Origin of the sequence: Parafrankia soli (assembly GCF_001854695.1) — a bacterium.
GTDB lineage: Bacteria > Actinomycetota > Actinomycetes > Frankiales > Frankiaceae > Parafrankia > Parafrankia soli.
Map to the genome: position 1 here is coordinate 1 of NZ_MAXA01000225.1, position 19,716 is coordinate 19,716.

15 protein-coding genes and 2 pseudogenes are annotated in these 19,716 nt (G+C 71.2%); 10 read left to right on the forward strand and 7 right to left on the reverse strand.

From position 1 onward, the window contains the following. Positions 1–196 precede the first annotated feature (196 nt). Positions 197–727, reverse strand: coding sequence for a nuclear transport factor 2 family protein (locus BBK14_RS21600; protein WP_071065069.1), 531 nt, complete (start codon positions 725–727; stop codon positions 197–199). Next, positions 724–1,965 carry an amidohydrolase family protein gene (locus BBK14_RS21605; protein ID WP_071065070.1) on the reverse strand — a complete coding sequence of 414 codons (1,242 nt, stop codon included), beginning with the start codon at positions 1,963–1,965 and terminating at the stop codon, positions 724–726. Before BBK14_RS21605 ends, BBK14_RS21600 begins: the two co-directional genes overlap by 4 nt. A 115-nt stretch (positions 1,966–2,080) precedes the next feature. On the opposite strand from BBK14_RS21605, the gene BBK14_RS21610 reads away from it, so the two are divergent. After that, a complete protein-coding gene (locus BBK14_RS21610) occupies positions 2,081–2,671 on the forward strand; it encodes a TetR family transcriptional regulator (protein ID WP_071065071.1) in 591 nt (196 codons plus the stop codon). A 297-nt stretch (positions 2,672–2,968) separates the two neighbouring features. On the opposite strand, the pseudogene BBK14_RS21615 reads toward BBK14_RS21610, so the two are convergent. Further along, a pseudogene (locus tag BBK14_RS21615) lies at positions 2,969–3,466 on the reverse strand (RHO alpha subunit C-terminal catalytic domain-containing protein); the annotation flags it as partial. Between the two features lie 45 nt (positions 3,467–3,511). On the opposite strand from BBK14_RS21615, the gene BBK14_RS39040 reads away from it, so the two are divergent. From BBK14_RS39040 to BBK14_RS21630, 5 genes and pseudogenes are all read left to right on the forward strand, one after another. Further along, positions 3,512–3,838, forward strand: a complete 327-nt coding sequence (locus BBK14_RS39040; protein ID WP_071083317.1) for a hypothetical protein — start codon at positions 3,512–3,514, stop codon at positions 3,836–3,838. 53 nt (positions 3,839–3,891) lie between these two features. Then, positions 3,892–4,251: an IS3 family transposase gene (locus BBK14_RS21620; RefSeq protein WP_157904314.1), complete on the forward strand. Its 360-nt coding sequence runs from the start codon at positions 3,892–3,894 to the stop codon at positions 4,249–4,251. Positions 4,252–4,538: 287 nt separating this feature from the next. Beyond that, positions 4,539–5,723, forward strand: coding sequence for an IS110 family RNA-guided transposase (locus BBK14_RS21625; protein WP_071065072.1), 1,185 nt, complete (start codon positions 4,539–4,541; stop codon positions 5,721–5,723). Positions 5,724–5,784: 61 nt separating this feature from the next. After that, positions 5,785–6,196, forward strand: a pseudogene (locus BBK14_RS35715) (integrase core domain-containing protein); the annotation flags it as partial. Positions 6,197–6,234: 38 nt separating this feature from the next. Continuing rightward, positions 6,235–6,879 carry an alkaline phosphatase family protein gene (locus tag BBK14_RS21630; protein WP_241831737.1) on the forward strand — a complete coding sequence of 215 codons (645 nt, stop codon included), beginning with the start codon at positions 6,235–6,237 and terminating at the stop codon, positions 6,877–6,879. A 111-nt stretch (positions 6,880–6,990) separates the two neighbouring features. On the opposite strand, the gene BBK14_RS21635 is transcribed toward BBK14_RS21630, so the two are convergent. Continuing rightward, the gene (locus BBK14_RS21635) at positions 6,991–8,226 is read right to left on the reverse strand and encodes an ROK family protein (RefSeq protein WP_083391153.1); all 1,236 of its coding nucleotides are present in this window, start codon (positions 8,224–8,226) and stop codon (positions 6,991–6,993) included. A gap of 67 nt (positions 8,227–8,293) precedes the next feature. On the opposite strand from BBK14_RS21635, the gene xylA reads away from it, so the two are divergent. The 4 genes from xylA (at position 8,294) to BBK14_RS21655 (ending at position 14,392) form a co-directional block, all read left to right on the forward strand. Next, entirely contained in the window at positions 8,294–9,511 is a 1,218-nt protein-coding gene (gene xylA / locus BBK14_RS21640; RefSeq protein WP_071065073.1) for a xylose isomerase, read from the forward strand. A 14-nt stretch (positions 9,512–9,525) separates the two neighbouring features. Further along, positions 9,526–11,031, forward strand: a complete 1,506-nt coding sequence (locus BBK14_RS21645) for a xylulokinase (RefSeq protein WP_071065074.1) — start codon at positions 9,526–9,528, stop codon at positions 11,029–11,031. Positions 11,032–11,341: 310 nt separating this feature from the next. Then, positions 11,342–12,589 (forward strand): phytanoyl-CoA dioxygenase family protein, encoded by a 1,248-nt coding sequence (locus BBK14_RS21650; RefSeq protein WP_071065075.1) that lies wholly within the window; start codon positions 11,342–11,344, stop codon positions 12,587–12,589. 21 nt (positions 12,590–12,610) lie between these two features. Next, a complete protein-coding gene (locus BBK14_RS21655) occupies positions 12,611–14,392 on the forward strand; it encodes an ABC transporter ATP-binding protein (RefSeq protein ID WP_071065076.1) in 1,782 nt (593 codons plus the stop codon). Between the two features lie 102 nt (positions 14,393–14,494). Here the strand turns inward: BBK14_RS21655 and BBK14_RS21660 are convergent, their stop codons facing one another. The 3 genes from BBK14_RS21660 to BBK14_RS21670 are packed head-to-tail and all read right to left on the reverse strand — an operon-like array spanning position 14,495 to position 19,715. Beyond that, positions 14,495–16,978, reverse strand: a complete 2,484-nt coding sequence (locus BBK14_RS21660) for a glycoside hydrolase family 78 protein (RefSeq protein ID WP_071065077.1) — start codon at positions 16,976–16,978, stop codon at positions 14,495–14,497. A gap of 50 nt (positions 16,979–17,028) precedes the next feature. Then, positions 17,029–18,315 (reverse strand): alpha-hydroxy acid oxidase, encoded by a 1,287-nt coding sequence (locus BBK14_RS21665; RefSeq protein ID WP_071065078.1) that lies wholly within the window; start codon positions 18,313–18,315, stop codon positions 17,029–17,031. Beyond that, complete coding sequence (locus tag BBK14_RS21670; protein WP_071065079.1) at positions 18,312–19,715, reverse strand: rhamnulokinase; 1,404 nt, start codon at positions 19,713–19,715, stop codon at positions 18,312–18,314. The genes BBK14_RS21665 and BBK14_RS21670 overlap by 4 nt, the downstream gene beginning before the upstream one ends. Position 19,716 lies beyond the last annotated feature (1 nt).

Sequence of the window (19,716 nt, forward strand, 5' to 3'; positions counted from 1 at the left end):
CCCGGATCCTGGCCGCGGTGACCACTAAGATCGCCGAACACGTCCTCCCGAAACGCCTCCGCTCCAATCCCCGGGTCGTCCGGCGGACCAAGCGCACCCCGTTCMCCGCCAAGAAGCCGATCGACAAGCACCTCACGGGACCGCCACCCACGGTCGCCACAATCCTGATCCGAACCTAAAGTTCCTGGTATTGGCCCTACGGTTGGCCATTCGGCGCGGCGATTGCTGGGCAGGTGTGCGCGGCCGGGTGGTAGTCGTCGTGCCATCCGTCGGTGCCGAGAAGGTGCAGCTTTCGTTCGTGGAGCTTCCAGCCGTCGGCGGTTCGGGTGACGACGTCGTGGTAGTAGCCCCAGACCTGCGGGGTCTTTCCCGACTGTGTGCGGTGCCAGGCGTACATCGACGTCCGGACGGTTGCGCGGTCGTCGGTGTCGAACACGATCAGCACGTTCGCGTTGTGGTGGCTCGTCGCGGCGAATCCGTAGTCGATGCCGTCACGGACCGCGCTGCCGAGCAGTTCCCGGAACGCGCGGCGCCCGTGGATGACGGGCGCGGAGCCGGGACCGTAGTCGATGACGCAGTCGTCGGTGAACAGTGCTGACAACTCGTCGTGAAGCTTGTGGTCGACGCAGTAGGAATAGCGGTGGACGAGATCGACGATGGCGTCCTTGTCGAGCAACCGTCGCAGCGCCCGGCGGTCATCGCCGAGTTCGTCGCCGGAGGAGCTCATACGGCGACGGGGATCTCGAGTCCGAAAAGCCTGGCGGTGGTTCCACCGAGGATCGCGGCCCGGTCGGCGGCATTGACGTCCCGGAACTGGTCGGCGATGGCTTCCCGGGTGCGCCGGAAGGTTCCCTCCGGGTGCGGGTAGTCGACGCCCCACACGAGGGTGGACAGGCCGGTGATGTGGCGGCACGCGAGGGCGATGGGGTCTTCCTGGAACGACACGTGGATCTGGCGCTGGACGTACTCGCTCGGCCGCAGCGGGTAGGGCCACCGCTCGTTGAGGCGGAACACCTGCGCCATGCCGGGCTGGTCGTCCTCCGCGCGGTCGTTGTCCCAGATACCGACCCAGAAGTCGCGGTCCTGGCCGATTCCCAGCGTCCAGGCCTTGTCCATCGCGGCCATGAACGACACGAGCCAGTTCGCGTTGAACTCCACCAGCACGAAGTGCAGGTCCGGGAACCGCTCCGTGACGCCGCCGCCCACCAGGGACGCAAGGATGTGCTGGGGCGCCAGCGACTGCTGCGTCGCGGCGAAGACAATGCGATCGACGACGAGGTCGTCGGTGAGCTCCTGGCTCTGCGTCTGGACCGTCTGCATGAGGCCCCGAAGCGTCGGCGACGCCTTCCGGCTGGCCTTCACCCCGCCGGTCGCGACATGGAACGTCACGACCATTCCGTTCGCCTGGGCGGCTGCCCACACCCGGTCGAGTTCCCGCGCGTGGTACGGCACCGGGGACACCGCGGGAAGGAGGATCGCCCGCAGGCCCAGGCCGGCGGCGCGCTCGATCTCGGCTACCGCATCGTCGACGTCGGTCATCGGTATGGGCGCGGTGGGCGCGATCCTCGCGCGGTGGAGACCGAACGTCTCGGCGACGTAGTCGTTGTACACGCGGGCATGCGCCATTGATAACTCGTGGTCATCCGAGTAGAGCCCGAAGAACGACAGGTTCGGGTGCATCACCTGGGCCCAGACACCCTCGCTGTCCATGTCATCGAGGATCCGGTCGGGCCGCCCGGTGTTGGGCGAGCCGTCGAAATGAGGGTAGGCAGAGTTCGTCCAGCCCTCGAACCCGGGCGTGTGCAGCTTCCGGAAGTCGGTGCGCCCGTCCTCACCCAGTGGCTGGATCTTGAGATCCTCCTCCCAGACGGCACGATCCCTCAAATGCTTCGGGAGTCGGGTCAGGAAGAGGTCATGTGGCTCGACGATGTGCCCGTCAACAGAAACGAGTAATTCTTCCGTCACGGTGGGGTCCCTACGCTTTCGACAGGGCGGCCGGCAGGTGGTGAAACTCGGTGTCACGCTAGCGACCGAGATGCTCCGATGCAAGCCGGAATCAGGCCGGGGGTACGATCGGCAGATGAACGGTGCGACGCGGACGGCCGCGCGGGACGTCGCCCGCAAGGCGGTGCGGGCCATGCTGGCCGAAGTGGCCCTGGACCTGTTCCGCCGCGACGGCTTCGACAACGTCACCATCAACGACATCGCCGCCGCGGCCGGCGTCTCCCGCAGCACCGTCCTGCGCTACTTCGGCACCAAGGAGGATGCCGTCCTGGGCGCCCTCGACGCGCACGGCGAACAGGTCGCCGACGCCCTGCGCGCCCGCCCGCCCGACGAGGACGACTGGACCGCGCTGCGCCACGCGCTGGACATCGTCGTCGAGATCTACCGCCAGGACCCCGAGGCAGCCCTCGCGACGACCCGACTCGTCCTGGCCACCCCCGCGCTGCACACCCGCCAGTGGGAGAAGCAACACGGCTGGCGCCCCGCCCTGACCCAGGCACTGGCCGAACGCGGCGCGTCCCGACGACCAGGGATCATCACACACACCGTACGAGCCGCCGCCGCCCTGGACTGCCTGAACATCGCCATCGCACACTGGGCGAAATCCGACAACAAGCTGAACCTCTCCGACCTCCTGGACGAAGCCTTCGCAGCCCTGACATCTTGACCAACCAGCGGCCGGAGAGCTCTGTGGCCTGCGGGACTCAGGGTCGCCCACGCCCCGCAGATCAGCATGCTGGTGTTCTGCCACGGTGACGCAGGCGTGCCGGACACGCTGCTCACCGACGAGGGCGCCTGGTCCGGCCATGTGGATCTCGAGCGAGGGCTGATGGTTGTGCTGCCTGCTACTGGATGAACTCGCCGTCGACGCCGCCGATGAAGGTCTTCTACTCGGCCGGCGTGAAGACCACGCCAGGGACTGCGGCGTTACGGGCTACGGGCGACGTCGCAGCCTCGTACCCGGTCAGGAGTGGTCGCCGCGGGCGTGCCGCGCCCGGGGGAGATGACGGATGAGGATCTCCTGGTCGTTGAGGGGGAAATCCCGGACCGCGCGGGACTCGAGCATGGTCTGCGTCGCCTCGAGGGTGTTGCAGTCCTGCAGCGCGAACTCCTTGAAGGTGACCGCGGCCAGCTCGTGCCGCAGGCGCTCCGCCGCGTTCTTCGGCGGGACGAAGTACAGCGTCCCCTCGAAGACGTGCTGGTTGTACGCGGTCGGCCAGTAGTGGTAGGTGAGATACCAGCCCGGCGCCCAGATCAGGATCATGAAGTTCGGGAAGAACAGATACGAGTCGTTGCCCCATGCCCGGTGGCCCGACGGGTTCACGCCCCCGGGCAGCGGGTCGAGACCCGTGATGTCGGGACGGTCCCATGGCCCGAAGTTGCCGCTGCGCAGAATCCGCTCGATCGGCTTCACCATGGAGAGGTCCTTGGGCGGCGACATGCCACCCCACGCGGACTGAACCGCCCCGGGTCGGATGGAGGCTTGATTCTCTGAGAGGATCGAGTCATGGCACGTCCTTCCCCTTACCCCGCCGAGCTGCGGCGTCGTGCGGTCCGGATGGTCGCCGAGGTCCGTCCCGACTACCCCACCGAGTGGGCCGCGATGAAGGCCGTCGCGTCCAAGCTCGGTATCGGAACGGCCGAGACGGTACGGCAGTGGGTCCGGCGCGATCAGATCGACAACGGGAACCGGCCCGGGGTGACGACGGAGGAGTCCGCGCAGGTCAAGGCCCTGAAGAAGGAGGTCGCCGAGCTGAAGCGGGCGAATGAGATCCTCAAGGCCGCGGCGAGTTTCTTCGCGGCCGAGCTCGACCGGCCACACCTGCGCTCGTAGCGTTCATCGACGAGCACCGGGACCGCTTCGGCGGTGTCGAGCCGATCTGCCGCGTGCTGACCCTGCACGACTGCAGCATCGCCCCCTCCACCTACTACGCCCACAAGCAGCGTCAGGCATCGCCCTGCGCCCGCCAGGTACGGGACGCCGAGCTCACGACGCTGATCACCGAGGTCTACGACGCCAACTACCGTGTCTACGGGGCGCGGAAGATCTGGCGGGAGCTGCACCGGCAAGGCCACCCGGTGGCCCGCTGCACCGTCGAACGCCTCATGCGTGAACTCGGCATCACCGGTGCCGTCCGCGGCAGGAAAGTGGCCACGACCATGGCGGATCCGGCCGCGACGCGGGCTCCTGACCTGGTGGAACGCGACTTCGTGGCCGACGCACCGGAACCGCACCTGGGTCGCTGACGTCACCCAATGGGAGAGCCGGACGGGCGTCCGGTGTCCGCTGGTGGTTGGCAGGGGCCCCTGAGATTTGACCGGCCCAGGGCGGGTGCGAGGGTGGTGGACAAGCCGCTGGTCGGTGTCCACTTCTTGCCGCACCTGGCCGTCGAGGCCTGAACGTAGACGGTGGCCCTGCCAGTCGCCGGGTGGGTGATCGGCTGGTGAGATGCCGCGCCCTCGAGCGCTTCCATTAGGTCGCCGCACGCACCCGCGGGCTTGTCCTTGCACTCCTGCCGGGTTCGAGGAGGACCATGAGCATCACCTGCGGCATCGACTGGGCCGAGGCTCACCACGACATCTGCGTCCTCGACGACGGCGGACGGGTGCTCCAGCGTCGTCGGATCGACACCGGCGCCGCGGGGTTCACCGAGCTGATGACACTGCTGGCGGAACACACCGACGACCCGGCCAGCGTGCCGGTGGCGATCGAGACGGACAAGAACCTGATCGTCGTCGCCCTGCAGGCCGCAGGACTGACAGTCTTCGCGATCAACCCGCGGGCGGTCGCCCGCTACCGGGAACGACACGGACAGGCCGGCACGAAGTCCGACCCCGGCGACGCCCGGGTACTGGCAGACATCCTGCGCACCGACCGCCACCAGCACCGCCCGTTGCCGTCCCTCAGCGACGGCGCACGCGCGGTCAAGGCGCTCGCACGCCAGCATCAGGAAGCCATCTGGGCTGCGCACCAAACAACCAGCCGCCTGCGTTCGGTGCTGCTGGAGTTCTACCCCCAGGCGCTGCGGGCCTTCCCGAACCTGCAGCACAAAGCCGCGCTCACGATCCTGGCCGCCGTTCCGACACCCGACCAGGGCCTGAAGCTGATCGCCCGCAAGGTCGTAACCCTGCTCCACCGCTGCGGCCGACGCAACGACGCGTCCCTGGTCGACCAGATCGTCACCGCGCTGCGGACGACGGCGCTGCGTCAGCCACCGCCCGTCGAGGCCGCGTTGGGCCAGACGGTCGTCGGCCTGCTCGGCATTCTGACCGCGATGCACACCGCCGTCGACCAACTCGAACAGGCCCTGGCAGCCGAGTTCGACGCCCACCCCCTCGCCGCCGTTCTGCGCTCCGCACCCGGGCTTGGACCGGTGCTCGCCGCGCGGGTCCTGGCCGAGATCGGCGACGACCCCACCCGCTTCACCACCGCCGGTGGTCTGCGCGCGTTCGCCGGCACCGCCCCGGTCACCCGAGCCTCCGGCCGTTCCCGCCGGGTCCTGGCCCGCAGGATCCGCAACAAGCGTCTCGGGGACGCCTGCCACTGGTGGGCATTCTCCATGCTCACCAAGTCCCCCGGCGCCCGCGCGCACTACGACCGGCGCCGCGCCGCCGGTGATCGCCACAACGCAGCCCTGCGCAACCTCGCGAACAAGGCCCTCGGGCGCATGTGGTGGTGCCTGCAGAACGACCAGCTCTGGGACGACACCGCTGCCTGACCCACCCCCACCGGCAACCAGCCACCCCTCGCAGCTTGACACCCGACCCGCGTGGGATGTCTACATCCCGACCTGGTCGGGCACCGTCTACGTCGCGTTCGTGGTGGACACCTTCTCCCGCCGGATCGTCGGCTGGTCCGTCGCGACCACCAAGCACGCCGAACCGTCAATACACGTCTTTCACGCTCGCCGAGCACCTGGACCGAGCCGGCATCGCGGCCTCCATCGGCACGGTCGGCGACGCACTGGACAACGCACTGATGGAATCGACCATCGGCCTGTACAAGACAGAACTGATCAAACCGCGGCGGCCCTGGCGAACTCTGTCCGAGGTCGAGTTGGCCACCGCCGAATGGGCGGACTGGTACAACTACCGACGCCTACATGGTGAGATAGGCCACATCCCACCAGTCGAATACGAAGCTAACTACTACCTGACAGCCCAGAAACCCCAGGTCACAGTCACAACCTAGAGCCTCCGACCTTCCCGGGGCGGTTCAACACCGTCACATTGTTTTTCGCTGACCACGGCGAATACCTTGGAGATTTCGGGCTGATTGAGAAGTGGCCCTCGGCGATGCACCCCTGCATCACTCGCGATCCTCTCGTCATCGCCGGCGGCGGGCTTCCCGAGGGCCAGGTCCACGACGGCATGGTGGAACTCGTCGACATCCTGCCCACCGTGCTGGAACTGGCTGGTGTTCCCACGCAGCACCGGCATTTCGGGCGCAGCCTRCTGCCCGTCCTGCACGACCCCGCCTCCGAGCACCGAGAGTACGCGTTCACCGAGGGAGGTTTCACCATCGAGGAGGAAGCACAGCTGGAGCACTCACCCTTCCCCTACGACCTGAAAACCTCCCTGCAACACCAGAAAACCGACCTGGTTGGTAAGGCCACCGCGGTACGCGACCGGGAATGGACCTACGTGTGGCGGCTGTACGATCCCCCGGAGCTTTACCATCGGGCCATCGACCCCGACGAACGACACAACATCGCCGGACTGCCGGAACATGCCGACGTGGAACGCCGTCTGCGTCAGGCACTGCTGCACTGGCTGATGGCCACCACCGACATCATCCCCACCGGTTCCGACCCACGCATGCCCGACGTCGACCTGCCCGCCCCACAACCCGTCGGCCCACCGGCGGTGATCTGAGCGCGCTCAACGACGCGCTGAAACTCGGGCGGGTCCGCCGACCATGCCGGCCCGGCGTCAACCCGTAGGAGATCTGGGCGCTGCTCCTCAGCCACTACGCGATTCCATGTCTCAGCCCGCCGGCCGGACGGTCCAACGCGCCGGATCGGCGATCACCGCCGCCAGCTCGGCGAAGGCCGCACCGGTGGCGCCGGGGGCCGAGCCGGGCTCGGCCGCGACGATCGTCGGCGCGGCCCAGCGGGCCGACAGCACGCGGGCCCGCAGCGCCGGGTCCAGGTCCGCGCGCAGCAGGCCGGTGATCTGGCCGAGGTAGCCCCCGAGGACGACGGTGGGAACGTCAAACATGTTGATGACGCTGGCCAGCGCGATCCCGAGGGCCCACGCCGCCACGGCCACGGCCTGGCACGCCTCCTGATCGCTGGCCGCCACCCGCTCGCGCAGGAGCTCGGGCGGCGCGGTGTCGGCCAGTCCGGCGGCGGCGAGCAGCGTGTGCCGTCCGGCATAGCGCTCCAGGCAACCGGTCGACCCGCACGGGCAGCTCGGACCGTTGGGGTCGACGCACACGTGCCCGATCTCGCCGGCCCAGCCGTGGCGGCCGGTGATGACCGCACCGTCCCGGACCACGGCGCCACCGATGCCGATCTCGCCCGACAGGTAGACGAAGTCCGGCAGCGGGCCCGAGCGTCCCGGCGCGCTCTCGGCGACCGCCCGCGCGGCCAGGTCGGCCTCGTTTCCCATCGTCAACGGCAGCTCGGCGAGCGTCCCGGCGCCCAGCACGTCGACCGGTCGCAGGTCCGACCAGCCGAGGGTCGGTGCCCGAAGCAGCCCCTCCCCCACGGCGACGATGCCGGGCAGGGCGAGCCGGGCTCCGACGAGGCGGGATCCGGCGGGCAGCCGGGACAGGACGTCGCCGCTCGCGGCGTCGAGGCGACGCAGCACCACCTCCGGCGGGCTCGCGACGAGATCTCCACTCGCGACCCACTCGGCGAGCACCTGGCCGCGCAGGTTGATCACCCTGGCCGCCAGGAATCCGGCGTCGATCTGGAGCCCCAGCGCCGCGATCCGCGAGCCCGGGGCCAGCGGCGTCCCTGGCCGGCCGCGGCGGGGCACGGGCCGGTCCAGCTCGTCCGGGCCCAGCTCGTCCACGACACCGCCGGCGACGAGCTCGTCGACGAGGCGCGACGCGGTGGCCCGGGTCATCGAGGTCGCCCCGGCGACGTCCGCCCGCGAAAGGTACGCCGGCGCCGCGGCGGCGATGGTGCGGGCGACCAGGGCGAGGTTGCTCTCCCGCAGGGTCGCCTGCCGGGCCCCGCTCGTCGGTCGAGGTCCGGACAGCTCCAAGGGCACACGTTGACGCTACCGCGACCCAGGATTATGTTTTACCGAAATACTAAAGAAGCGGATCGGAGCAGCGATGCCACGACAGCCCACTCCCGAGGACAAGTTCTCCTTCGGCCTGTGGACGGTCGGCTGGACCGGCACCGACCCCTTCGGCCTGCCGACCCGGACAGTCCTCGACCCATGGGAGTACGCCGACCGGCTGGCCGAGATCGGCGCCTGGGGCATCACCCTGCACGACAACGACGTCTTCCCCTTCGACGCCGACGACGCCGCCGCCGCGCGGGCCTGCCGCCGGCTGAAAGAGGCCACCGACGCCTCCGGCCTGGTCATCGAGATGGTGACCACGAACACCTTCACCCATCCCGTCTTCAAGGACGGCGGCCTGACCTCGAACGACCGCGGCGTGCGCCGGTTCGGCCTACGCAAGGTGCTGCGCGCGGTCGATCTCGCCGCGCAGCTCGGCGCGACCACGTTCGTGATGTGGGGCGGCCGGGAGGGCAGCGAGTACGACGGGTCGAAGGACGTCCTCGCCGCACTGGAGCGCTACCGGGAGGGCCTGGACACCGTCGCCGGCTACATCAAGTCCCAGGGCTACGACCTGCGGATCGCCCTCGAACCCAAGCCGAACGAGCCGCGCGGCGACATCTTCCTGCCCACCGTCGGGCACGCGCTGGCGCTGATCGCCGAGCTGGAGAACGGCGACATCGTCGGGGTCAACCCGGAGACCGGGCACGAGCAGATGGCCAACCTCAACTACACCCACGCCCTCGGCCAGGCGCTGTGGAGCGGGAAGCTCTTCCACATCGACCTCAACGGGCAGCGGGGCCTGAAGTACGACCAGGACCTGGTCTTCGGGCACGGCGATCTCGTCTCGGCGTTCTTCACCGTCGACCTGCTCGAGAACGGCTTCCCGGGCTACCCGGACGGCCCCCGGTACACCGGTCCCCGCCACTTCGACTACAAGCCGTCACGGACGGAGGGCATGGCCGGGGTCTGGGAGTCGGCGCGGGCGTGCATGTCGACCTACCTGCTGCTCGCCGAGAAGGCGGCGGCATTCCGCGCCGACCCCGTCGTCCAGGAGGCGATGGCCTACGCCGGGGTGTTCGAGCTGGCCGAGCCCACCCTCGCCCCCGGCGAGACCGCGGCCGACCTCCTCGCCTCGGACGACGGCTTCGACCCGGCCAAGGCGGCCGAGCGGGACTTCGGTTTCGTGCGGCTCCAGCAACTGGCGATCGAGCATCTCGTCGGCTCGCCCGCCCGGGGCGCGGCGGCCGCCCGTTCGGCCGGCTGAGCCGGCCCGCCGTCATGGCGCTCGTCGCGGGGATCGACTCGTCCACCCAGTCGTGCAAGGTGGTCATCCGGGACGCCGACTCCGGCGCTCTCGTCCGTCAGGGAACCGCACCCCATCCCCCCGGGACGGAGATCGACCCCGAGCACTGGTGGACGGCCCTGCTCACCGCGGTCGAACAGGCCGGCGGCCTCGGCGACGTCGAAGCCGTCTCGGTCGCCGCCCAGCAGCACGGGATGATCGCGCTGGACCGCGACGGGCGGGTCATCCGGCCCGCGCTGCTGTGGAACGACACCCGGTCCGCCCAGGCGGCGGACGACCTCGTCGCCGAGCTCGGCGACGGCGAGGCCGTGCAGGGAGCCAAGCTGGGTGCTGAGCACGGCGGCGGGCGGGGAGCCGAGCGGTGGGCAGCCGCGGTCGGCCTGGTCCCGGTCGCCTCGTTCACCGTCACCAAGCTGCGCTGGCTCGCCGACCACGAGCCGGCCGCCGCGGCCCGGATCGCCGCGGTCGCACTGCCCCACGACTGGCTGACCTGGCGCCTCTCCGGCGCCCAGTCGTTGGACACCCTGCGGACCGACCGCTCCGACGCCTCCGGCACCGGCTACTTCGACGCCGTCAGCGGTGCCTACCGGCGGGACCTGCTGGCCCTGGCGCTGCGCCGCACGCCCGGCGGCGTCGAACGGATCGTGCTCCCGACCGTCGCCGGCCCCGAGGAGATCGCGGGACGGGGCGACACCTCCGCCGGCTGGGGCCACCTGCTGCTGGGGCCGGGATGCGGCGACAACGCCGGGGCGGCGCTCGGGTTGGACCTGCGGCCGGGCGAGGCACTGATGTCCCTGGGGACCTCCGGCGTCGTCGCCGCGGTCGCCACCGCCGCCACCCGGGACGCCACCGGTGCGGTGGCCGGCTTCGCCGACGCGACCGGTCACCACCTGCCGCTCGCCTGCACCCTCAATGCCAGCCGCGTCCTCGACGCGACGGGAACCCTGCTCGGCGTCGGCCACGACGAGCTCAGCCGGCTCGCCCTGAGCGCCCTGCCGGGAGCCGCGGGCCTGGTGCTCGTGCCCTACCTCGAGGGCGAGCGCACCCCGAACCTGCCCACCGCCACCGGCTCCCTGCACGGCCTCACGCCGGCGTCGACGACCCCGGCCAACCTCGCCCGCGCCGCCGTGGAGGGCGTGCTCTGCCTCATGGCGGGCTGCCTCGACGCCCTGCGCGACCAGGGTGTACGCATCGACCGGGTGTTCCTTGTCGGCGGCGGCGCCCGGTCACGCGCCGTCCAGGAGATCGCGCCCGCGATCCTCGGAGTGCCCGTCGCCGTGCCCGCGCCCGGCGAGTACGTCGCCGACGGCGCCGCCCGGCAGGCCGCGACGGTCCTGGCCCGCTCGGACGGCGCCGCACCGCCTTCCTGGTCCCGCGCCGACGCCGTCATCCACCGGGCCGAGCCGCTCCACTTCGTCCTCGACCGGTACCAGGAGGTGGCGGCGACCGTCGCCGCCACGGTCGAGAGCCGGCGCGGCTAGCCGACGTGGGTTGCCGGCGTCCGGCTCGCTACTTGCGCGCACTAGTAACTCTGCATTAGGCTCCTACACGTTCCGCGGTGGGTGCACAGGCCAGGGTTCAGTCCCGCAGACATGCCGATTGTCGAGCCGTGTCACCGAGCCGCGCCGATCAGTGGTGGACGCGGATTCCGAGTTGCCGCCGGCCGTTTCCTGACGACGTTGAGTCTCGAGCATCTTCGGCGTGTCCCGGCTTTTCCGCGGCACGAATCGACCCGAACACAGAAGATCAGCAAGATGCTCGCCGGCGGCACACTCCGACGGGAGAATCGTCATGCCCATCGCCCTGGATCGCCGTACACGTCGCGATGCCGACCTGCGCCACGTCGACATCGAGGATTTTCTCGCGGCGGATTTCCCGGGACTCGTCGCGCGCCATGGCCGTCTCGTGGCGCGCGGGATCGCCTCATTACAGGCACCACCACTCTCCATCGAGATCGGCGCGTCCTCCTGGTCGTTCTCGAGCGACGGCACGACCCTGACCGCCTCCCGCGGCACCGTCGGGGGCGCGCTTGTCGTGACGCTCAGCGAGGCAGAGTTCTCCGACTGGGCGCAGAACCAGCGATCGTTCAACGCGATGCTGACCGCGCGCGAGCTGCGCTACCGCGACGGGTCCGAGGTGGACGTCTCCGTGTGGGACTCGCTCTGGCTGACGCTGCTCGAGGGCTGGCCGGTCGTGGATGACACGATCGAGTTCGTCGATCGTCACGGGACCCCGCTCGACCTCGGGCGCGTCTTCACCCCGGCCGACGATCCGGCGGACGTCGCACATTTCCTGCGCGAGGCCGGTTACCTTCACCTGCGCGGCTGGCTGGACCCGGCGGACATGACCGAGGTCTCCTCCGACATCGACCGGGCGCTCCCCCACTACCGTGAGGGTGACGGTCGTTCCTGGTGGGCGACCCTGGAGGACGGCAGCCGCCGCTGTGTGCGGCTCCAGGAGTTCATCGCTCACTCCCCCGCGACCTCGGCGATCCTGCGGGGCGAACGCTGGGAGCATTTACGCGGTGTTCTGGCCGGCGGCGACCTGCTCGAACGGCGTCCGGTGGACGGTCGCGGCCTGGAAGCGCTCATCAAGCCGGTCGGTGTCACGGTCGGCGCGTCGGACGTGAGCTTTCACCGCGACTGCCACTTCGGCCGCCACGCCTACAACTGCTCGAACCTGGTCGCCGGGATCGCGGTCACCGGCAGCGGCGAGACGAACGGCCAGCTCCGCGTCATCGTCGGATCCCACCGCGTTCTGATGCCGGTGGAAATCGCCAAATCGCGACCGTACCTGCCCGTCGTCGCCGTGCCGACCGAGCCGGGCGACGTCACGGTGCACCTGACCTGCACCCTCCACGAGTCGACTCCGCCCCTCGTCGAGGAACGGCGCGTCCTCTACACCGGGTTCTCCCTCGCTCCGCGCACGGACGACGCCGACGCCAACGGCGAGAACACCAGCAACAGCGGCGGCCACGCCCTGGCAGCGCTGCGCGAGCGGATCTCCCAGATCCTCCTCGACGAGGCGACCCGATCGTGATGGTGGGCAACGGGCGTCCTCATGACGCGTAAGTCCGCGAAGAACCGTAGGTCTCCAGGGAACAGCGCGCACGCCCTGCGCACGCTGCTCGGTCACGCCGGCGACGGCCGGCGGCTGCTCGTCGGCGGCTACGCGCTCATCCTCGTCGACGCGGTCGCGCAGAGTCTCACGCCCGCGGTTTTCCGGGTCGTGCTGGACCGCATCCAGCAGGACCCGCGCCGGTTCCTGCACGACGGCTGGCAGGGACCCCTGGTCGCCGCGGTCGCCGTCTCCGTGACCTTCCTCGTGGCGGCCTACTTCGCCCACACCTGGTGCCGCCGCGGGGCGACGCGATGGGCGAACAACCTGCGGCGGGCCCTGTACGAGCACGTCCAACGGCTGTCGCTGGACTTCTTCCACCGTTCGCGGGTCGGCGACGTCGCCGCCGCGATCAACCAGGACATCGAGCGCCTCGAGGTGACGGTCTGGCAGGGCCTGACGGTGTGGTGGGCGCTGGCGGTCCTGGTCATCTCGGTGGGCCTCATCGCCTGGGTCGACGCCTGGATGACCCTGCTGGCGCTCGGCCTGCTCGCGGTGGCCGTCGGCTGGACCCTGCTGGTGCTCCCGCGGCTGCGCCGGCACAGCCGCGACATCCGCGACGAGCTCGGCCGCACCTCCGGAACCCTCGCCGAGATACTCGGCGTGAACACGCTCCTCAAGGCGTTCAACGCGGAGGACGACGCCCTGCGCCAGGTGCGGGGCGGTACCGAACGGGTGCGGGCCGGGTCCGAGGCCCTGGCGCGGCTACAGCACCGCTACGCCGACCCGCTCGGCTTCCACCTCTCGTTCGTCGCGCCGTTCCTGCTCCTGTTCGTCGGCGCGTGGCGGGCCGCGTCGGGGACGCTCTCCATCGGCGACGTCGTCGCCGTCTGGGGCTTCTGGCTGCGCGGGTCGAGCTCGCTGACCGTCGTCATGACCAGCCTCCCCGAGGTGCTGGCCGGCCTGGCCGCCGGCGAGCGGGCCGCGAAGCTGTTCGAGGAGCGCCCCGCGGTGAGCGATCTCCCTCGGGCCCCGGCGCTGGCCGTCGCCCGGGGCGGCATCACCTTCGAGCGGGTTTCGTTCGCCTATCCCGGACGGCGGTCGCACCTGGTCCTCGACGGCTTCGACCTGACGATCGCCCCGGGGCGCAGCGTCGCGCTCATCGGCTCGTCCGGCGCTGGAAAGTCCACGGTCGCCCAGCTGCTGCTCCGGCTGTTCGACCCCGCCGAGGGCCGCGTGACCGTCGACGGCCAGGACCTCCGCGAGGTCACCCAGGCCTCGGTACGGGCCGCGGTGGGGGTGGTCTTCCAGGAGTCGGTGCTGATCAGCGGCTCGCTGGCGCGCAACCTGCGGCTCGCCCAGCCGACCGCCACCGACCAGGAGATCGAGGCGGCGCTCGAGGCCGCCAACGCCTGGGGGTTCGTCCGCACCTGGGAGAACGGCATCCACACGGAGCTCGGCGAACGCGGCGTCATGCTCTCCGGCGGGCAGCGCCAGCGCCTCGCCATCGCCCGGGTGATGCTGAAGGATCCCCCTGTCGTCGTGCTCGACGAGGCGACCAGCGCGCTCGACGCCGGCAGCGAACGGCTCGTGCTCGACGCTCTGGACCGGCTGCTGTCCGGGCGGACGTCGCTGATCATCGCCCATCGGATCGCCACCATCCGCCACTGCGACCAGATCGTCGTGATGGACCGCGGCCGGGTCGCCGACGCCGGCACCCACGCCTCGCTGCTCCAGTCCTCGGCGACGTACCGCTCGTACTGCCGCGAGCAGTCGGTGGCCTGAGTTCCGCGCCGATGGCTCCTGCCCGCCTTTGACCGACTCGTCGATCCACCCGCGATCCTCTTCGACCAGGACACGGCCCGTCCTTCGTCAGCCGGCGACCGTTCACGTCCGGAGCACCGCGAGCAGGTCGGCCTCGAGAGCTGGGGCCTGTGCGGGGAAGTACCCCAGCAGGACGCGCAGGCTGGGCAGGGATGGTTCCGTCCCGCTGTCGGCGTCGGCGAACTGGGGAAGGTGCCTGCGGAGGACCGGCTGGAGCGCGGCCCACAGCGCGGAGTCGCGAAAGAGTTCCTTGAGTGGGGTGTCGAGGGTGTGGATGGGCCGTTCCGGCGTCGGGACGTCGTACTCCCACCGGTGGCTGCCCGGCCCTGCCTGGACGATCAGGTCGTCGGGGTGGCCCGGCAGGACGACGTCCGCGGTGGCACCTGGCGGGACGTCGACGTCGATGGCGACCCGGCTGTCGGGTTCCTGGCGCCAGGCGACTCGCACCCGCCCGTACGGGGTGTCGTGGGTGAGCCTCGCGTGGGTGAGGCCGCCCCCGGGCCGCGGTGCTATCCGCATCCGCCGGTAGCCGGGCTCGACGGGTTCGAGGCCGCCGACGACGCGGTGCAGCCAGTCCGCGATGGCGCCCAGGGCGTAGTGGTTGAGCGACGTCATGCCGGTGTCGTGCAGCGTTCCGTCGGGCCGGATCGCGTCCCACCGCTCCCAGATGGTCGTCGCGCCCCGCGTCACCGGGTACAGGAACGAAGGGCACTCGGTCTGGAGCAGCAGCCGGTAGGCCGTGTCGAGCTGGTCGGTGCGGCTCAGGGCGTACGCGACCAGCGGCGTGCCGGCGAAGCCCGTGCTGATCCGGTGTCCGGCCTTGTCGACCAGCTCGGCGAGCCGGCGGCCGGCGCGCGCCTGTTGGGCCGGGTCGAGGATGTCGAAGCAGATGGCCAGGGCGTAGGCGGTGGCCGTGTCGTTGGCGACCAGGCCGGACGGGGTGACCCATTCGTCGCGGAAGGCCGCCCGGACCCGCTGGTGCAGTGCCGTGTACCGGGCGGCGTCGTCGGCGTGGCCCAGGACCTCGGCAGTCCGCGCCAGCTGGTGGGTGGTGTGGCACAGGTAGGCGCTGGCGACCAGGTAGGCGTCCGTTTTGCCGCCGGCCGGGTTCTTCGGCGGTGCGTCCGGATCGAGCCAGTCGCCGAACTGGAAACCGGAGTTCCAGAGCCCCCGCTCGTCCAGCAGCCTCTCCACGCTGTCGATGAAGGCCGTCATGGACTCGTACTGGGCGGCGAGAAGCTCCCGGTCGCCGTACTGCTGGTAGAGCGTCCACGGCAGGCTGACGGCGACGTCTCCCCACAGCGCGGTGGGCGTCGTGATCGGCATTGCCCCCACATCCGGGACGACCAGTGGCACGTGGCCCTGCTCGCGCTGCTCGGCGGCGAGGTCGGTGAGCCAGGAACCCAGCACCCCGCGCACGTCGTAGAGGAACGCGGCGGTGAGGCCGAAGGCGTTGATGTCACCGGTCCAGCCGAGCCGCTCGTCGCGCTGCGGGCAGTCGGTGGGCACGCCGACGAAGTTGCCGCGCATCGACCAGACGACGTTGCGGTGCAGCTGGTTCACCAGCTCGTCGGAGGTCTCGAACCAACCGGTCCGGCGCATGTCGCTGTGCACCACCACCGCGGTCATCGCCTCGGTGTCGAGGCGACCGGGCCACCCTTCCACCTCGACGTAGCGGAAACCGTGGAAGGTGAACCGCGGCTCCCACGTCTCCGGGCCACCGCCGCGCAGGATGTAGCGGTCGGTCGCGAGCGCCGTCCGGTTGGGCCGGAAGTCCGCCTCACCGTCGATCAGAGTCTCGGTGTGCCGCAGGACGATCGTGGTACCGGCCGCCCCGCGGACGGTGAGGCGGACCCAGCCCGACAGGTTCTGCCCGAAGTCGACGACCGTCCGCCCGGCCGGCGTCGTCAGGATGTCGACGGCGGGCAGCTCCTGCACCCGCCGGATCGGCGGCGCGCTCGGCGCGATCAGGGTGTTCAGGTCACGTGGGACGACCTCGACCGGCGACCATTCCGCGTCGTCGAAGCCGGGCTCGGCCCAGCCCACCGGTTCCCGTCGCGCGTCGTGGGTCTCGCCGTCGTAGATACTGTCCGCCAGGGTCGCCCCGGTACCGGCACGCCAGTCGGCACCACTCGCGATCACCTCCACGCGGTCGCCGTAGTCGAGATCGAGTTGCAGGAACCCTGCCGGGCGGTCCGCCCAGACGGCCCGCTTGCCCTCCTCCCAGGTGAGYCTGCCCACCGCCCAGCCCTCACCGAGGACGGCGACGAGAGCGTTGACGCCTTCCACCACCAGGCCGGTGACCTCGTGACTGCTCACGACCAGGCGATGCCGGTAGGACGTCCAGCCCGGGGCGAGAACCTCGTCTCCCACCGGGGCCCCGTTCAGGTGGGCCTCGATCAGTCCCACCGCGGTGACGTGCAGGGTGGCGGAGCGCAGGCCGGCGCCCACGGTGAACTCCCGGCGCAGATACGGCGCCGGTACGGGATCCCGCCCGCCCGGGTCGGATGGGGCGGCGATGAAGGCGGCGTTCCAGCGAGGGGGCATGGGACCTCGATCTCTGGCGGAACCGGCGACCGGCGGCGGGTCGGGGCCGGTCAGGCAGGCGGGCGGGGCGTGGCGGCGCGGGGCGTGGCGGCGAGGCGCGGTGCGGCCGGGTCTGCCGGCTCGGAGGGCACGTCGATGTGGCCGCGCCCGAGGTCCGCGACTCCGGCCGCGCCCAGGAGGGCCAGGGTGCGGTGGACGTCGGCGGCGAACCAGGTGAGCAGCCGGTCGACTCCGCGTTCCCCGGCGGCACCGAGCGCGTAGAGGTAGGCGCGGCCGGCCATGGCCGCTGTCGCGCCGGCGGCGACCGCCTTGACGATGTCGCTGCCGCGCCGGACCCCGCCGTCGCAGATGATCTCGCTGCGGCCGCCGACCGCGTCTGCGACCGGGGCGACGAGCGGCAGGGTGGCCGGCGCCCCGTCCAGCTGCCGGCCGCCGTGGTTCGACAGCACGATCGCGTCGACGCCCGCCTCGGCGGCGAGCTTCGCGTCCGCGACCGTCTGGATGCCCTTGACGACGATGCGGCCGTCCCAGACCGAGCGCAGCCAGGTCAGGTCCGCCCAGGAGAGACCGGGGTCGAACTGGGTGTTGATGTAGTCGGACAGCGTCACCGGTGACGCCCCGTCGCCCACGTCGCGCCCGGCGACGTTACTGAACCTGATGGGTTCGCTGCGGACGAACTGCCAGGTCCAGCCGGGATGCAACATGCCGTCGAGGATCGTGCCCGGACCGATGGTGGGCGGCAGGGAGAAGCCCCTGCGGACGTCGCGCTCGCGGCGGCCGAAGACGGCGGTGTCGACGGTGAGCACGATCGCCTCGTACCGGGCCGCGGCGGCGCGCTCGATCATCTCCTTGACCAGGCCGCGGTCGCGCCAGGCGTAGACCTGGAACCACAGCCGCCCGTCGCTGACCGCGCGGACCTCCTCGATCGAACGCGTGCTCAGGGTGGACAGCGTGTAGGGAAGTCCGGCGCGGGCGGCGGCGCGGGCCACCGCCAGCTCCCCCCGCGGATCGGCGATGCGGGTGAAGCCCGTGGGCGCGAGCACGAGCGGGTACGCGGCCGGCGCGCCGAGGATCTCCGTGCCGATCGAGACCTCGGGCAGGCCACGCAGCACCCGCGGGCGGAAGGTCACAGCGGCGTAGGCCCGCTCGTTCGCGGCGAGGGTGTGTTCGTCCTCCGCGGCACCGTCGATGTAGTCGAAGACTCCGCCGGGCAGCCGTCGCCGTGCCATCCGCCGCAGGTCGTGCACCGAGGCCGCCCGGGCCAGCCGCCGCTCGGTCCGGTTGGTCTCGACGGGGCCGAACCGCATGACGGAACGCAGTGTCGCCAGGGGCCTCATGACGGCTCGTACCTCCGGAGGGTCGATGCGCGCGCGAGCTGCTCGCGCAGGTCTTCCAGGGCGGTCGGCGCGGCACCGTGGGCCCGTGCCTGGACGAGGACGTTGCCGAGCGCGGTCGCCTCGACCGGCCCGGCGACGACCGGCACCCCCGCCGCGTTCGCGGTGAGTCGGCACAGTAACTCGCCGCGGGAGCCGCCACCGACGAGATGGATGACCTCGACCTGTCGCCCGGTCAGGTCCGCGGCCCGCCGCAGGGTGCGCGCGTAGGCGAGGGCGAGGGAGTCGACGACGCAGCGCGCGAGCGCGGCCGGCGTCCGCGGCACCGGCGTCCGGCGCACCCGGCCGTCGCCGTCGCGCGCGGCCGCCGCGATCCGGGCCGGCATGTTTCCCGGCGCGATGAGCGCGGGGTCGTCGACGTCGATCACCGGGCCGCCGGATGGCAGCTCCGCGGCGGCGGCGAGGAGATCCTCGAGGTCGGGGTTGTTCCACTCCCGCAGGCATTCCTGGAGCAGCCACAGCCCGCCGACGTTGCGCAGGAACCGTACCCGGCCGTCGACGCCGATCTCGTTGGTGAAGTTCGCCGCGCGGGCGTCCGGGGTGAGCACCGGCGCCGGCAGCTCCAGGCCCACCAGCGACCAGGTTCCGCACGAGACGTAGCCGAAGCTGTCGGTCGTCGCCGGGACCCCGACGACGGCGGAGGCGGTGTCGTGCGAGCCCACCGTCGTCACCGGGACCGGCGGGCCGAGTGCGTGCGTGACGCCGCGGACGGTACCGGGCTCCTCGAGGTCCGGCAGGAGCCGGCGCGGGATGTCGAGCCGCCGCAGCAGCTCCTCGGACCACTGGCACGTCCGGACGTCGAGCAGGCCGGTCGTCGAGGCGTTCGTGAGCTCGGCGCGCAGCCGCCCGGTCAGCCGGTAGGCCAACAGATCGGGTATCAGGACGACGTGCGCGGCCCGGTCCCACAGGGGGCCGCGCCGCTGCGCGGCGAGCTGGTAGAGCGTCGTGAACGGCAGGAACTGCAGCCCGTTGACGGCGAACAGCTCCTCGGGTGGCACCGTGGCGTGCACGTCGTCGACGACCTGCGCCGCGCCGCCGTCACGGTAGGCGACGGGGGGCGCGAGCAGCTCACCGGCGGCGTCGAGCAGCCCGAAGTCGACCGCCCAGGTATCGATGCCGATCGACTCCAGCTCGGGGCAGGCCCGGGCCAGCCGGCGCAGCCCGCGGAGCATCTCGCGGTGCAGGTGGTCGAGGTCCCAGCGCAGCGATCCCGCGGCCTCGACGAGCGGGTTGGCGAACCGGTGGACCGGCCGCAGGGACACCGACCCACCCTCGACCAGCCCGGCCATCACCCGGCCGCCGGACGCCCCGATGTCGACGGCGGCGAAAACCCGGGCGGCCATC

Bases quoted from the DNA above. Each gene is read 5' to 3' on its own strand.
- BBK14_RS21600 (WP_071065069.1), bottom strand. From the start codon at position 727: ATGAGCTCCTCCGGCGACGAACTCGGCGATGACCGCCGGGCGCTGCGA.
- BBK14_RS21610 (WP_071065071.1), top strand. From the start codon at position 2,081: ATGAACGGTGCGACGCGGACGGCCGCGCGGGACGTCGCCCGCAAGGCG.
- BBK14_RS39040 (WP_071083317.1), top strand. From the start codon at position 3,512: ATGGCACGTCCTTCCCCTTACCCCGCCGAGCTGCGGCGTCGTGCGGTC.
- BBK14_RS21625 (WP_071065072.1), top strand. From the start codon at position 4,539: ATGAGCATCACCTGCGGCATCGACTGGGCCGAGGCTCACCACGACATC.
- xylA (WP_071065073.1), top strand. From the start codon at position 8,294: ATGCCACGACAGCCCACTCCCGAGGACAAGTTCTCCTTCGGCCTGTGG.
- BBK14_RS21645 (WP_071065074.1), top strand. From the start codon at position 9,526: ATGGCGCTCGTCGCGGGGATCGACTCGTCCACCCAGTCGTGCAAGGTG.
- BBK14_RS21650 (WP_071065075.1), top strand. From the start codon at position 11,342: ATGCCCATCGCCCTGGATCGCCGTACACGTCGCGATGCCGACCTGCGC.
- BBK14_RS21655 (WP_071065076.1), top strand. From the start codon at position 12,611: ATGACGCGTAAGTCCGCGAAGAACCGTAGGTCTCCAGGGAACAGCGCG.
- BBK14_RS21665 (WP_071065078.1), bottom strand. From the start codon at position 18,315: ATGAGGCCCCTGGCGACACTGCGTTCCGTCATGCGGTTCGGCCCCGTC.
- BBK14_RS21670 (WP_071065079.1), bottom strand. From the start codon at position 19,715: ATGGCCGCCCGGGTTTTCGCCGCCGTCGACATCGGGGCGTCCGGCGGC.